Annotated in this window: 9 protein-coding genes and 1 pseudogene; 6 read left to right on the top strand and 4 right to left on the bottom strand. The window is 65.5% G+C overall.

The features are described 5' to 3' along the window. Positions 1–192: 192 nt before the first annotated feature. Positions 193–984, bottom strand: a complete 792-nt coding sequence (locus L1F31_RS10820; protein WP_265417305.1) for a spermidine synthase — start codon at positions 982–984, stop codon at positions 193–195. A 236-nt stretch (positions 985–1,220) separates the two neighbouring features. Between L1F31_RS10820 and L1F31_RS10815 the strand changes: the two genes are divergently transcribed. Next, a complete protein-coding gene (locus L1F31_RS10815) occupies positions 1,221–2,393 on the top strand; it encodes a DUF4192 family protein (RefSeq protein WP_265417304.1) in 1,173 nt (390 codons plus the stop codon). A gap of 228 nt (positions 2,394–2,621) precedes the next feature. After that, on the top strand, positions 2,622–4,127 hold the full coding sequence (locus L1F31_RS10810) for an RNA polymerase sigma factor (RefSeq protein WP_429860924.1): 1,506 nt from the start codon (positions 2,622–2,624) through the stop codon (positions 4,125–4,127). Between the two features lie 87 nt (positions 4,128–4,214). On the opposite strand, the gene L1F31_RS10805 is transcribed toward L1F31_RS10810, so the two are convergent. Beyond that, positions 4,215–5,060, bottom strand: a complete 846-nt coding sequence (locus L1F31_RS10805; protein WP_265417302.1) for an N-acetylmuramoyl-L-alanine amidase — start codon at positions 5,058–5,060, stop codon at positions 4,215–4,217. 127 nt (positions 5,061–5,187) lie between these two features. Between L1F31_RS10805 and L1F31_RS10800 the strand changes: the two are divergent. Then, a pseudogene (locus L1F31_RS10800) lies at positions 5,188–7,273 on the top strand (DNA gyrase/topoisomerase IV subunit B). A 139-nt stretch (positions 7,274–7,412) separates the two neighbouring features. On the opposite strand, the gene L1F31_RS10795 reads toward L1F31_RS10800, so the two are convergent. Both L1F31_RS10795 and L1F31_RS10790 read right to left on the bottom strand, forming a co-directional pair. Continuing rightward, positions 7,413–8,306, bottom strand: a complete 894-nt coding sequence (locus L1F31_RS10795) for a M56 family metallopeptidase (protein ID WP_265417301.1) — start codon at positions 8,304–8,306, stop codon at positions 7,413–7,415. Between the two features lie 18 nt (positions 8,307–8,324). Beyond that, positions 8,325–8,687, bottom strand: a complete 363-nt coding sequence (locus L1F31_RS10790; RefSeq protein ID WP_265417300.1) for a BlaI/MecI/CopY family transcriptional regulator — start codon at positions 8,685–8,687, stop codon at positions 8,325–8,327. Positions 8,688–8,929: 242 nt separating this feature from the next. Between L1F31_RS10790 and L1F31_RS10785 the strand changes: the two genes are divergently transcribed. The 3 genes from L1F31_RS10785 to cydC are packed head-to-tail and all read left to right on the top strand — an operon-like array spanning position 8,930 to position 14,898. Next, complete coding sequence (locus L1F31_RS10785; RefSeq protein WP_429860964.1) at positions 8,930–10,495, top strand: cytochrome ubiquinol oxidase subunit I; 1,566 nt, start codon at positions 8,930–8,932, stop codon at positions 10,493–10,495. A 12-nt stretch (positions 10,496–10,507) separates the two neighbouring features. Then, the gene (gene cydB, locus L1F31_RS10780) at positions 10,508–11,530 is read left to right on the top strand and encodes a cytochrome d ubiquinol oxidase subunit II (protein WP_265417298.1); all 1,023 of its coding nucleotides are present in this window, start codon (positions 10,508–10,510) and stop codon (positions 11,528–11,530) included. Then, positions 11,527–14,898 carry a thiol reductant ABC exporter subunit CydC gene (gene cydC, locus L1F31_RS10775; protein ID WP_265417297.1) on the top strand — a complete coding sequence of 1,124 codons (3,372 nt, stop codon included), beginning with the start codon at positions 11,527–11,529 and terminating at the stop codon, positions 14,896–14,898. Before cydB ends, cydC begins: the two co-directional genes overlap by 4 nt. The last annotated feature ends 4 nt before the right edge of the window (positions 14,899–14,902 follow it).

The following is a 14,902-nucleotide window of genomic DNA, read 5'->3' as shown; positions in this document are numbered from 1 at the left end:
CGAACTTTCGTCGGTGTCTGTAGTCGCCGCGTCATTTCGGACCGGGGCGTTTCTCACATTCCCCACCTCGGGCGGGTCTGGGGCACCTGCCGAGGCTCCTGCCGCGGGCGGTCGGAACCCTGTCGCGAGCGTTCACAGCCCCTTGTCGCGGACAGCGCCGAGGCGGCGGGCAGGTCGGAGAAAAGCCCGGGTTCACAGCCCCAGACGGGAGCGCAGCCCCTGACCCGAGAGAAACGTCGCGGACGAGGCGGCAGTGCGCAGGGCGCGATCGAGCCCGGCCGTGGGCAGCGGGGTGTGCGAGGCGAGCACGACGACGTTTCCGCGCCTGCGTCCCTTGAGGATCGCCGGTTCCGTGGCCGCCGCGAGGTGGGCGAAGTGCTCTCCCAGAGCGTGCAGCTCTGATTTCAGCACCGAGTGGTCACCGGCGTCGGGGACATTGGCGAGATAGAGGCCGGTCTCCTTGACCGCCGTGGCGCAGGCGGCGAAGAACTCGGGATTCTGCAGCCCCGGCGGCACCGAATCGTGGTCGAAGGCGTCGCGGACGAGGACGTCGAGCGTGTCGGGGCGGAACTTCCCGATCTCTGCGGCACCGTCGCCGGCGCGCATGGCCAGAGCGGGGGAGCGGGGCAGGTCGAACCACTCGCGTGCGTAGTCGAGCAGCTTCGCGTCGATGTCGATCGCCGTCTGCTTCGAGCCCGGACGTGCCGCGTCGAGGGCACGCGCCAGAGCACACCCTGCCGCACCGATGTGCGCGGCCCGCAGCGACCCGTCGGGGAGGACGACGTCGATGGCCCGACGCATCCAATCGAGATATTCGAAGTCCAGGCGCTGGGGGTCACTCAGCGTGATCGATGAGGAGGGAACTCCGTTGACGTGGAGGACGTAGGAATCGATCTCTCCGTCGAGCTTCTCCAACCGTGCGGTCCCCGTCGCGATGTCGACCACTTGGGAACCCGGTGCTGTGTATATCCGTCTCTTCGCCACTCCCCACTTGTATGTCAGCGGAGCCCGTGTGGCAATTCGACCCGATCCGCGTGGGGATAACACGATGACTCCACCACCCCCAGCCTGTGGAGAGTCGAGCGGTGTCCACAGTGCCGGGGCGAGTCCTGGTCGTCGGTCCTGCCGATCGGGTGAAGTGGGGGCTCAACAGGCCGGCACGACGCCATCCGTGTCGCATCACACCGAAACGACGAGACCAGAACAGACGAGGACAGAACATGAGAACACCCGCCCGCTCACCGGAAGACATCATCGGCATCGTGCCGCACACGCTGGGGTACACGCCCCGCAGAAGCCTTGTGGCGCTCATCGTCGGCACCGGGGCTGGAGGGTCGCAGACGAGTTCGACGACCCTGCGCATCGACTTCGACCGAGAGACCGCAGCGCAGATCATCTCCGAAGGGGGAGGCTGGTATGCGAACCTCGTCTCCCGCGCCTGTGCCGTCACCGGCATCTTCCTCGTCGTCTACGATGACGACTACGAACCGGTCTCCGACGGAGACTCCGACGTCGGCGACGAATACGCGGAGGTCCACCGCAGCCTCATCCGTGCCGCGATCGATGAACTGGCGCTGACCTTCGACGCCAGGGGAATCGACACCCTCAGCGCCTGGTGGGTGAGCAACGACCGGTTCGGGCGAATCGACGCCGACGGATACGACAGCACACCGCTGATCGCAGCGACCACCTCGGCGTGTGCAACGGAGCTCGTGGCCGGCGGATCCAATCCCGTCGGCGCCCCGGAGGAGCTCGTCATCGCACCGGTCTCGGCCGAAGCATTCGCAGACAGTCGGCGCGGTCGGCCACAGGAATGGATGGACCTGGGCGAGGCCTTCGCGATCTTCGCCGAACTCTATCCCCGGCTGAACGCTATGCGCGCGGGAGAGGACCCCTTCGATCGGGACCGGCTGCACGCGTTCATGGATCTGCCCACGGTGATGGCCCTCGACGCCCTGCTCGACGAGAAATGGTCACGGGACGCACTCGAGATGATCCTGAGCTTCGACCACCCGAACCTCCCGCCCGCTCGGGTCGTGGACGCAGACGGTGAGCGACTGCGCGAACTCTGCTGGGAAACGAGCCGCCGCGCAGACGCGGCCAGGGAGATCGTCGGTCTCTCGGAGCGCGCTCCGCACCCGCGGGACGTGCTGCTGTCCATCTCCTTCCTCAAGGAGTATCTGCCGCTGGGGCATCCGCGTGTGCGTGCCACCGCGTATTCGGTCATCGCCTGGTTCGAATGGGCGCTGGGCGGATCGACGATGGCGGAGAACTATGCGCGCGCGGCGCTCGAGCTCGAACCCGAGCACGGTCTGGCGTCGCTCATCGCCGAAGCCGTGATGATGGGATTTCTGCCGCGCTGGCTCATGGACACCGAGGCGGCCCCATTCTGAACGGAGTGCGATCGCGGGGACAGGACTGGGCGAGGAATAGGGACGAGCCGAAGAGCGTTGGCCGCGATATGCGGACAACACGCTCGTGCCGACTTCAGCGGTCGATTCGCAAAGCCGGGAATAACGTGCGAAAATTAAGCGTTGACCCAGTCATTGCAGGATGGGCGGACTCTGCGTTCGCCCCGGACCGTACTCGGACCACTTGACTTGGGTCTTAGTACTGTCCGAATGCATGGGGAAGTTTCAACGCTCGCGAAAGGTGAACACGTGCCGAGAGTCGACAAGGAAACCACAACGGTGACAGAGAAGTCGGAGGGAACGGCCGGCAAGACCTCGACCGGTGGATCCAAGACCACTGCGGCGTCGAAGACCACCGCGAAGAAGACGACGAAGGCGTCGAGCGCTTCGGGAGCCAAGACGGCAGGAACGACGAAGTCGACCGCGGCGAAGGCCGCGAAGACTGCGCCTGCCAAGACCACTGCCGCGAAGAAGACGACCGCTGCGAAGTCCACCACGGCGAAGACGGCAGCCAAGTCGACTGCCGCCGAGTCGACCGCAGCATCGAAGAAGACGACGAAGCCGACAGCCGCCAAGGAAGCGAAGAAGGCGACCAAGGCGAAGAAGACCGTCGAAGAGATCGACACCACCGAAGAGGTCGAGCCGACAGCGGACGCGTTGGCCACCGAGGAGAGCCCTGCCGAGGCGACCGAGACGAAGAACTCGGAAGAGAAGGAGAAGAACGCAGCCGTGGCCGAGGCCGGCGGCTTCATCGTCTCCGATGCGGATGAGGAAGACGCTCCTGCGCAGCAGGTCGTGTCCGCCGGTGCGACTGCGGACCCCGTCAAGGACTACCTCAAGCAGATCGGCAAGGTGGCGCTGCTCAACGCCGCCGAGGAGGTCGACCTGGCCAAGCGGATCGAGGCCGGCATGTACGCCGAGCACCTCCTCGATGCCGGTGAGGTCACCGACCCGCGTGAGACGATGGATTACAAGTGGATCATCCACGACGGCCGGATCGCGAAGAACCACCTGCTGGAGGCCAACCTCCGTCTCGTCGTGTCCCTGGCCAAGCGCTACACCGGCCGTGGCATGCTCTTCCTCGATCTCATCCAGGAAGGCAACCTCGGCCTCATCCGCGCTGTCGAGAAGTTCGACTACACCAAGGGCTTCAAGTTCTCGACCTACGCGACATGGTGGATCCGTCAGGCCATCACCCGCGCCATGGCCGATCAGGCCCGCACCATCCGCATTCCAGTGCACATGGTCGAGGTCATCAACAAGCTCGCTCGCGTCCAGCGCCAGATGCTGCAGGATCTCGGTCGCGAACCGACCCCGGAGGAGCTTGCGAAGGAACTCGATATGACGCCCGAACGCGTCGTCGAGGTGCAGAAGTACGGCCGTGAGCCCATCTCCCTGCACACGCCGCTGGGCGAAGACGGCGACTCCGAGTTCGGTGACCTGATCGAGGACTCCGAAGCGGTTGTGCCGTCGGACTCGGTGAGCTTCACACTCCTGCAGGAGCAGCTGCATTCGGTCCTCGACACGCTCTCCGAGCGTGAAGCCGGTGTGGTGTCGATGCGCTTCGGACTCAACGACGGGCAGCCGAAGACCCTCGACGAGATCGGCAAGGTCTACGGGGTCACCCGTGAGCGCATCCGCCAGATCGAATCGAAGACGATGGCGAAGCTGCGTCACCCGTCGCGGTCGCAGGTGTTGCGCGACTACCTCGACTGATGCGCAGCTGAATCAGCCGACACAACGACGAGCGCCCCTGGAATCACCAGGGGCGTTCGTCGTACCAGACACTGTGCCCGGTCGTGGTCAGAACCAGTCGACGATGCCGTCGAAGAGCGCCGCCGCATATTTCGACTGCCCGGACGTCGATTCCATGAGCTTCGCCTCCTCACGGTTGCCCATCTCCCCGCATTCGACGATGGCAGCGGGCACGGAGGCATTGTTCAATCCCGCCAAGTCGGGACGACGGCTGATCGCGTCTTTGCCGTAGGCCTGATTCGGAGTGAACGTCTCGCCCATCGCCGAACCCAGAGACTTCGCCAGTGAGACCGATGCCTTCTCGGTCTTCGCATCCTCGCCTGGGTCCGCGACGATGATGTGGAAGCCCTTGACCGAACTCGACTCGCTGCCGTTGGCGTGGATGCTCACCATCAGATCAGCATCATCGGCGAAGGTGCCGCGCTCGTCCACGCAGGGACCGACGCCCGTGTTGTCCTTGCGGCTGAGCACAACCTTCGCACCCGCCTCTTCGAGGGAATGTCGCAGCTTCTTCGCGACCGCCCATGTGAAGTCGGCCTCCGGGTAGTCCGAATTCGTCGAGGTGCCCGTCGTGTTGCACGCCTTCGTGCCGCCGCGGCCGTCCGGGACGGGTTCGCTGATCTTCGCCGGATTGTCGGCATTGCCGCCGTTGTGACCGGGATCGATGGCGATCGTCTTCCCGCTCAGGTCGACGTCTGCCGACTCGCTCGCCGAGGCGGCCCCCTCCTCGGCGTCGGATGTGCCCGCGCTGTCAGGGTCCGTCGATGGGCTCGCACCGGAGGCGTGAGTCGTCGTCTCCGCGCCGGGTTCGGTGCCCGCCCCGCAGGCGGCGAGGCCGGGCAGGCAGAGTGAGGCGGACAGGACGAGCACGGGAGCGAGGAGGCGATGGCGCATGAGGCCCATTGTCTCAGCCGGACCCGCCTCGCGGAGCCGAAATGGCGAAACTCATCTCGACACGGGCCGCAGGGAATAGGGCGCAGAGCGCACAGCGATTAGAATTTAATCGAACGAGAGGAAATCTGTGGAAGACGAAAGCTACGGCGCCAGGCATCTGTCGGTCCTGTCCGGTCTCGAGGCCGTGCGCAAACGCCCCGGCATGTACATCGGCACAACCGATTCCCGCGGTCTCATGCACTGTCTGTGGGAGATCATCGACAACTGCGTCGATGAGGCCCTGGGCGGTCACGGATCCGAGATCCTCATCGAACTCGCCCCCGACGGCTCTGTCGCGGTCACGGACAAAGGCCGCGGGATTCCCGTCGACATCGAACCGAAGACCGGTCTGACCGGAGTCGAGGTCGTCATGACCAAGCTCCACGCCGGAGGCAAATTCGGCGGATCCTCCTATGCCGCCTCCGGTGGTCTCCACGGCGTCGGCGCCTCCGTCGTCAATGCCCTGTCCGCTCGCCTCGACGTCGAGGTCACCCGCGGGTCGAAGGTCCACAAGATGTCCTTCCGCCGTGGTGTGCCGGGCCGATTCGACGATTCCTCCGGCACTCCGAGCCCAGACAACGGGCCTCGACATCGTCGGCAAGGCCAAGCGGGGAGCCACCGGCACCCGCGTGCAGTACTGGGCGGATCCGCAGATCTTCCTGGCCAAGGCCCAGTTCGACTACCAGCACCTCATCGAACGTGCGCGCCAGACGGCGTTCCTCGTTCCCGGACTCGAGATCCGCATCGTCGATCGTCGCGGTGTCGCCCGGGACGAGACCGGCGCGGTCATCGCCGAACGTGAGGAGATCTTCAAGTTCGACGGAGGAATCACAGAATTCGTCGACCACCTCTCCATCGACCCGCCGATCACCGACACCTGGAGGCTGCAGAACACAGGCACCTTCAAGGAGACGGTGCCCGTGCTCGACTCCTCCGGCCATCTCGAATCAACGGAAGTCGAACGTGAAGTCGGCGTCGACATCGCGCTGCGGTGGGGGACCGGCTACGACACGAAGCTCAAGTCCTTCGTCAATGTCGTGTCGACACCGCACGGCGGCACCCACCTCGCCGGGTTCGAACAGGCCTGCCTGAAATCGATGCGCAAGGCCGTCGAGGCCAATGCGCGCAAGCTCAAGGTCGGCAAGGACAAGCTCGAAAAAGACGATGTCATGGCCGGTCTCACCGCGGTCATCACCGTGCAGCTGTCCGAACCTCAGTTCGAGGGCCAGACCAAGGAGGTCCTCGGCACGGCCGCGGTGCGCCAGATCGTCGCCAAGACCGTCGAAGCCCAGCTCGGCGACGTGCTGGCGTCGACGAAGCGCGCTGAGAAGCAGCAGACCGCTGTGCTGATGGAGAAGGTCGTCGCGGAGATGAAGTCACGCATCTCCGCCCGCACCCACAAGGAGAACCAACGGCGCAAGACCGCGCTGGAAGCCTCCTCGCTGCCGGCGAAGCTCTACGACTGCCGCGACAACGGGGTGGAGGGCACCGAACTGTTCATCGTCGAAGGCGATTCGGCGATGGGTACGGCGAAGGCCGCCCGAAACTCCGATCACCAGGCGCTGTTCCCCATCCGCGGGAAGATCCTCAATGTGCAGAAGGCGAGCCTGTCGGACATGCTCGCCAACGTCGAATGCTCGGCGCTCATCCAGGTCATCGGCGCCGGCTCCGGTCGCAGCTTCGACATCGAGGCTGCACGGTACGGTCGAGTGATCATCATGACCGATGCCGATGTCGACGGGGCGCACATCCGCACCCTGCTGCTCACTCTCTTCTTCCGGTATATGAAGCCACTGGTCGAGGCCGGGCGTGTCTTCGCCGCAGTGCCGCCGCTGCACCGCGTCGAGGTCGTGACGAAGCGGGGAACCCCGAACGACGTCATCTACACGTACTCAGAGGCTGAGCTGCATACTCTGCTGAAGAAGCTCGAGAAGCAGAAGAAGACGTACAAGGAGCCGATCCAGCGCTACAAGGGCCTGGGGGAGATGGACGCCGACCAGTTGGCGGAAACGACCATGGATCCGAGCATGCGCACACTGAGGCGAGTGACGATGGCCCACGCCGAGGCGGCCGAGAACACCTTCGAACTCCTCATGGGCTCCTCGGTCGGCCCGCGCAAGGAATTCATCGTCTCCGGTGCCGCCGTGCTCGACGCCGAGCGCATCGACAGCTGAACCGCCGCTGACCCGGCTGCGACGACCGGGTCAGCGAGGACTCGATCCGGAAAACGCATCGGTCAGAGTCTGATTCCGAAGCGCGTCGGCTCGCGCATGACCCAGTTGCCGATGCGCGAATCAGCTGCCGCTGCCCGTGTCAGATGCCGAATGTCGCAGGCATGATGATGAGCAGCGTCGGGACGAGCAGCAGCACTGCAGCCAAACCGATCGACATCAGCCGCACCGGGATCCTCGTCGAATCCAAGGGGCGGGAGAGCCTGCGGACGCGCTGGGCCGACAAGTCGCTGCGGTGTTCGGGATTCAACTCCGCAGCTGACTTCACAGCTCGAGCGAGTATGTGCGGATCCACGCGCTGTCGGGCTTGGTCATCGGCCATGAGCTCGATGAGCCGATTCACCGAATTCAGGCCGATCGCCGTGGCTGAGAAGTAGGGCAGAGCCCGGTGCCAGGCGGCGAAGGGGATGACGAGCACATCATGCCGGAAGTCCAGATGCGCCCGCTCATGGGCGATGACCGCGGTGCGCTCCTCCTCGTCCAGGGCCTTGATGAGGCCGGTCGAGAGCACGGCCGTGCCCTTCCGCGGGCCTTTGGGCAGACAGTAGGCGACCACCTCGTCGGTGGTGATGATGCGCGTATCCGGATAAGTCGCCGACGGCTCACTGAGCAGATGGAGGATCTCGTCGTGGCGCAGACGTGCTTTCCTAGCCGAGTAGAACGTCAGGACCAGACAGCCGAGCAGCCGGCCGATGAGCAGAATTCCGATGATGAGGAAGACCCACGCCACGAGCGAGAGCTGGGTATGGGTTTCGCCGCGCAGCAGCTGAAGAAGACCCTGCGGGAGGTTCGTCGCTCCGGGGGCGACGGCGAACGCGAGAGCCGCGCCGATGAGGGACAGGCCACCGGCGAGGCCGACTGCCTGCCAGAGGACGACCTCGGAGATCGGGTCACCCCGGAAGCGTGCGAGTGCCGCAGGGATCGGCCATGCGAGCAGAAATGCCAGCACGGCAAGGATGAGCCCTACCAGGGTCATTGAGGTGACCGACCTGGGTCAGGACTGAGCCGAGTGATTGCGCCCAAGCAGATTGCGCAGCGCCTTGGTGTCGGCTTCGGAGACGGTGCCGAGGAAGCGGGCGAGCACGGCCTGACGGTCCGGCGCCTGCGAGAGCATCTCGGTCATCAGTTCGGCCACATGGTCTTCGCGAGTGGACACTGCCAGGTAGCGATGCGGACGAATGCTCCGGTCGCGGGTGACGAAGCCCTTCTTCTCCAGGCGTGAGAGGACAGTGTGAACCGTCGTCAGCGCGAGCTCGCGATCCGAGAGCACCTCGCGGAGTTCGGCAGCGCTCAGTCCGTCGTCATGGACCCAGATGGCGTCCATGACGCTGCGCTCGAGTTCACCCAGTGTTCCCACAGTCAGTTAGTCCTCATTGTCGAGTCGGTCAGTTGGCTCAAGTATATCTCTACACGCTGTCGAATTCCAGGCAGAGCGCCCTGAGGGTCCTGCGCGTCGACCCTGGTCACATATCGCAGGGGAGGGGCATACTTGGTACAGGGAATCTTGGATGTTGAAACAGCCGAGGCGACGTTTCTACCGAGTGTAGAATTCTACGTGACGTAGAAACATTGCCGAACCTGAACGGAGAGCCCATGGAACTGGACCCGGTCCTCATCGGACGGTGGCAATTCGGAATCACGACGGTCTACCACTTCTGGATGGTGCCGCTGACGCTGGGCCTGGGGATGCTCGTGGCGATCCTGCAGACGATCTACCACCGCACCGGCAACGAGGTCTATCTGCGGAGCACGAAGTTCTTCGGCAAGCTGTTCCTCATCAACTTCATCATGGGCGTGGCCACCGGGCTGGTGCAGGAGTTCCAGTTCGGCATGGCCTGGAGCGAGTACTCGCGCTTCGTCGGCGACGTCTTCGGCGCGCCGCTGGCATTGGAGGCGCTGCTCGCCTTCTTCCTCGAATCGACGTTCATCGGCCTGTGGATCTTCGGCTGGGGACGATTGCCCAGGGCCGTCCACCTCGGTGCTCTGTGGTGTGCGGTCATCGGGTCGTGGATCTCCGCGTACTTCATCATCGTCGCGAACTCGTGGATGCAGCATCCCGTCGGCGTCGAAATGGTCGACGGGCGACCGGTGATGACCGATGTGTGGGCAGTGCTCGGCAACAACACTGCCATCGCCGCCTATACGCATACGCTCTTCGGCGCGCTGGCCGTCGGAGGATCGTTCCTGCTCGGCATCTCCTGGTACCACCTGTACCGGCGCCGCAAGGACGGCATCGACACTGTCGGCTCAGACGGCAAGGTCATCGTCGGCTCCGCGCCCGACCTGCCCGGACGTGATGAGACCGACCATGCGGTGTGGATCAAGTCGCTGCGCATCGGCGCCATCGTCGGCATCCTTGCGTTCGCGGGGGTCTCCATCACCGGCGATGTGCAGGCGAAGCTGATGTTCGAACAGCAGCCGATGAAGATGGCCTCCGCCGAGGCGGCCTGCCACGACGGCACCCAGTTCTCCGTCCTGACCATCGCCGACCCCGCATCGAACGACTGCGACGGGGTCCAGAACATCTTCGAGATCCCCGGACTGCTGTCCTTCCTCGCCAACGGCAACTTCGACACCCCGGTCCACGGTGTCACGACTCTGCTGCCCGAATACCAGGAACGCTACGGCACACACATCCCCGACGATCCGCGCTACGGCGAACACGCCGGCGAACCGGTCGACTACCAGCCGATCATGATCGTCACCTACTGGGGATTCCGGATGATGATCGGCTTCGGCGCCCTGGCCGCCGGAGTCTGCGCCATCGGCCTGTGGCTGTCCCGGAAGGGAACCGTTCCGCAGTCGAAATGGCTCAGCCGCGGCTTCGTCCTGGCGATCACCGCGCCGTTCATCGCGAACTCGGCCGGATGGATCTTCACCGAGATGGGCCGTCAGCCCTTCGTCGTGGCTCCGAACCCGGCACAGCTCGACGGTGTGTTCATGTACACGCAGGCAGCTCTCTCGCCCGAGGTGACTCCGGGAATGCTGCTGTTCTCACTCATCAGCCTGACCCTCGTCTACGGGGTGCTGATGGTCGTCGAACTGCGGTTGCTGACGACCTACGTCAAGGGCGGTGTCGCCTCGGCGATGCCTGAACTCGCCGCATCCAAGTCCAAGCCCACGATCACCGACGACGGCGATGACGTGCTGTCGTTCGCCTACTGAGGGAGAGACTCGATGGAAATCCTCGCCACGATCTGGTTCATCCTCATTGTCGTCCTGTGGATCGGCTACCTGTTCCTCGACGGCTTCGACCTCGGAGTCGGTATGCTCATGCCGTTCATGTCCCGGACCGAACGCGGCAAACGGGTGCTGCTCAACTCGATCGGCCCGGTCTGGGACGGCAACGAGGTGTGGCTGATCACCGCCGCCGGAGCGATGTTCGCCGCCTTCCCGCACTGGTACGCATCACTGTTCTCCGCCCTCTACATTCCGCTGACCGTGTGCCTGCTGTCCCTGATCTTCCGGGCCGTGTCGATCGAATACCGCGGCAAGGGCCACACCCAGGCGTGGAAGACGTTCTGGACGTGGGCGATGGCGCTCGGCTCGACCGGCACAGCGTTCTGCATCGGTGCCATGCTCGCGATCACGACGACCGGGCTGCCGCTCAACAGCTACGGTGACATCGTCGGGGGAGCGTTCGCCTGGATGTCCTGGCCGGCCCTGCTCGGCGGCCTCGGCGGTCTCGGGTTCGCCCTCGTCCACGGACTCGTGTTCCTCGGGCTCAAGACACAGGCTGAGATCCGGGAGCGGGCTCAGCGGTGGGCGACACGTCTGATGCTGCCGGCAGCGATTCCGTTCGTCGTCTGGTTCGCTCTGTCTCTCACCCAGCGCATATGGCTCATCGTGCCCGTGCTCGTCGCCGTCATCGCACTCATCGCCTCGTTCTTCGCAGTGCGTGCCGGAGCCGAGAAGCGCGCCTTCGTCCTCCACGGCGTCTACATGCTCACCGGAGTCGGCTCCGTGTTCGCAGGTGCCTATCCGAACGTGCTGCCCTCGACGCTGGATGCGGCGAACTCGCTGACGGTCGCCACGGCCTCCTCCTCGGACTACACGCTGACGGTCATGCTCGTCGTCACAGTGGTCATCCTCCCGGTGATCATCGGCTACCAGATCTTCAGCTACCGGATGTTCCTCGGCCGGATCGCCGAGACCCACATCCCCGAAGCCCACAGAGTCCCGGTGGCGATCCGGTCGTGAGCTCGCCTCTGTCGATCCTGCTCGAACTGCGCCGCGGTCGGCGCGGGTTCGCGCTCTCGGTGTTCTCCGCCCTCGCACGCGCCGTCGGGATCGTGCTCATCGCCGAGGCGCTGGTGCGAGCCATCGTCGGCCACAGTGCACCCGGACTGTGGGTGGTCCTCGGCCTCCTCGGCGCCGTGCTGCGCGGCGGCGGACTGTGGCTGGACAAGCGGTTGGGCACGACACTGGCAGCCGAATCGAAACGTGGCCTGCGGGCGGGGATCCTCTCCGCCCTGCTGCGCGGGCGCGGCCGACCGAAGACCACGACGGCGGTCACGGTCACCCGCGGGATCGATGACCTCGACGACTACTTCACCACTGTGGTGCCAGCGCTGAGCGCCGCTGCTGTGGTGCCCATCGTCCTGCTCGTGAGGATCGTCTTCAGCGATGTGCTCTCGGCCGTGATCATCGCCCTGTGCCTGCCGTTGGTGCCGGTGTTCATGGTGCTCATCGGAAGGTACACGGCTGATTCGACCAAGGAGACGCTCGGTGCCCTGGAGCGTCTGTCGGACCATCTGGCCGAACTCGCCGAGGGACTGCCCGTGCTCATCGGTCTCGGCCGGTCCCGTGACCATGCGCGTCGTCTGCGCGAACTCGGTCGGCGCTATCACGATGCGAACCTCGCCACCCTGCGCATCGCCTTCCTCTCCAGCCTGGCACTCGAGCTCATCGCCACGATCTCCGTGGCATTGGTCGCCGTCGTCATCGGCCTGCGCCTGGTCAACGGGACGATGGACCTGGGTTCGGGGCTGTTCGTCCTGCTCATCGCCCCGGAATGCTTCACTCCTCTGCGCGAGCTCGGAGCTGGGTTCCATGCCAGCGAGAACGGGCGTGAGGCGCGCGGGCGGGCGCAGGAGCTTCTGGCCGAAGCTGAGGCGAGCAGTGTCGCGCAGCAGGCCGCCACGGCAGCGTCGACCACGGGCGAGTCCGTATCCGACCACGTCGTCTATGCCGACGGCACACGCATCGAATGGTCCCGCAGCATCGACATCGGCCCGGGGGTGACCACGATCAGCGGCCGATCGGGGTCCGGGAAGACCACAGTGCTCAGTGCTCTGGTCGGCAGCCTGCCCGCCGACGCACGCACCACCGTCTCTCCGGTGGCCGCGGCCTATGTGCCGCAGGCCCCGCGAATGTTCGGGACCACCATCGGCGCTGAACTCGAGCTCTTCGGACTCGACGCCGAACAGACGCGAGCCGCTCTCACAGCGGCCGGTCTGCCCCTGGATCCATCCACCCAGACCGCCGCGCTCAGCCCCGGCCAGCTGCGCCGACTGGCGATCGCGCGGGTGCGCCACCGCCTCGGCAGCGGAGCAGAGATCCTCGTGCTCGACGAACCCACCGCGCACCTTGATGCGGACAACGCCGAAATCGTCATCGAGCTGATCGCCGAGGCGGCCGCCACCCACCGAGTCATCCTGGCCAGTCACGACGAACGGGTGCGGGCCCTGGCCGACACCGAGATCCGCCCGCGGAGGACCGTGACCGCAGTCGTGCTCGACAGCGCGGTCGAAACGACTGACCGAGTCGACGACGGAACCCCTGCGACGAGTGCCCCTGACAGCGGGTCCGTCAGCGGATCCGACGGCGTCAGCGGATCCCCGCAGGCCGGAGAAGCCCCATCGGTTGGGGAGCAGACGAGCGTGGGGGACCGACCCGACCCGGAGACATGGACGGCAGCGCTGCGGCGCCGGTGGTCGATCCTCTCCTCAAGCCTGCCGCTGTTCACTCCGTCGATGCTGCTCGCAGCGGTCACTGCCTGTGCTTCGAGCCTGGCCGCCATCGCCCTGACCGCGGTCTCGGCCTGGCTCATCGTCGAGGCCTCCTATCAGCCGCCGATCATGCTGCTCATGGTCGCGATCGTCGGTGTCCGATTCTTCGGCCTCAGCCGCTCGATTCTCCTCTACGTCAGTCGCCTGCGACTGCACTCGGCGATCTTCGCCGCCCTCACCCGGCTCCGCACCTCCCTGTGGGAGCACTTCGAGACTGTGGGCATGAGCGACCGGAGGATGCTGACCTCCGATACCGCACTGCGTGCGATGGTCGCCGACGCCGACGACGTGCGCGATCTCGTTCCCCGCACGCTGTTCCCGCCGCTTGTCTCCGTTATGGTCGTCATCGGCGTGAGCATCACCGCGGCCCTGCTCGATCTCGGTTCGCTGCCGTGGCTGCTCCTGCTCGCCGTCGTCAACCTCATCATCGTCCCGGCGATCGTCATCCGCGCCGAAAGCCGGTTGGCCCGCGGCATCCGTGCCGATCGCAACGGAATACTCTCCCTGCTCACGAGGGCACTGAACGCCAAAGACGATCTGGCCGCCAATGGTGCCCATGGCCGAGTGCTCGGTCTGCTGGACGGTTCGGAGCAGCGCCTTGCCGCGAAGCAGGCGGCCTCGGCACGGAACTACGGACTGGCCCAGGTGTGGCTGCAGCTGAGCACCTTCGCCACCGCTCTTGTCCTCGCGGTCACCTCGGAGACGCCGACGGAGATCCTCGCTGTCCTGTCCCTCATGGCACTCGGGCTCAATGAAGTCTTCGCCTCCGCACTCGACGCCTTCCGCCGGCTGCCGGGGCTGGCCACAGCACTCGATGCCCTGCCCGATCCGCGCACCGCCGGCCAGGTCAGGCAGAAGCAGACCGAGAAGGGGCCGGCAGGCATCGAGGCACTCGAACTCGACGCCGTCACCGTCGGCTGGGGTGAACGGCCAGTGCTCGACGACCTTCACCTGCAGGCCCGACGCGGCAGCTGGACAGTGCTGTGCGGCGACAGCGGCACCGGAAAGACGACGAGTCTGAGCGTCCTGCTGCGTTTTCTCGACCCCTGGTCAGGGACCTACACGGCCCGTGACGCCGCCGGGTCCGACCACGATATGCTCACTCGCTCACCTGCAGACCTCGTCGGGCAGCTGGCCTGGTGCCCTCAGGAGGCCCACGTCTTCCGCTCCACAGTGCGCGGCAACCTGGCCCTGGCCCAGCAGGCCATGCCCGATGACGCGCAGATGAGTGCAGCACTGAGTGCGGCAGGTCTGGGCGATTGGGCGAACGCCGAGGGACTCGAGCGCTGGGTCGGCGACCACGGCACTGAGATCTCCGGAGGTCAGCGACAGCGCCTCGCGGTGGCACGGACCCTGCTCACCGGAGCTGATGTCATCGTCCTCGACGAACCGACAGCCCACCTCGACGATGAGACCGCGACGGAACTCATCGACGACCTGCGGCAGAACCTCCGCGACCGCACCGTCGTCATGGTCACCCACGACCGTCGTCTCATCACGGTCGACGACACAGTCATCGACCTCGGACACCGGACCCTGGAGAACTCACCGGTGTAAGGTC

Origin of the sequence: Brevibacterium spongiae (assembly GCF_026168515.1) — a bacterium.
GTDB classification, from domain to species: domain Bacteria; phylum Actinomycetota; class Actinomycetes; order Actinomycetales; family Brevibacteriaceae; genus Brevibacterium; species Brevibacterium spongiae.
This window is presented reverse-complemented; position numbering and strand designations above follow the sequence as displayed.

What these genes read in the sequence shown, in the direction of transcription:
- L1F31_RS10810 (WP_429860924.1), top strand. Translation starts at nt 2,622, where the DNA reads ATGCATGGGGAAGTTTCAACGCTCGCGAAAGGTGAACACGTGCCGAGA.
- cydB (WP_265417298.1), top strand. Translation starts at nt 10,508, where the DNA reads ATGGAAATCCTCGCCACGATCTGGTTCATCCTCATTGTCGTCCTGTGG.
- L1F31_RS10815 (WP_265417304.1), top strand. Translation starts at nt 1,221, where the DNA reads ATGAGAACACCCGCCCGCTCACCGGAAGACATCATCGGCATCGTGCCG.
- L1F31_RS10795 (WP_265417301.1), bottom strand. Translation starts at nt 8,306, where the DNA reads ATGACCCTGGTAGGGCTCATCCTTGCCGTGCTGGCATTTCTGCTCGCA.
- L1F31_RS10805 (WP_265417302.1), bottom strand. Translation starts at nt 5,060, where the DNA reads ATGCGCCATCGCCTCCTCGCTCCCGTGCTCGTCCTGTCCGCCTCACTC.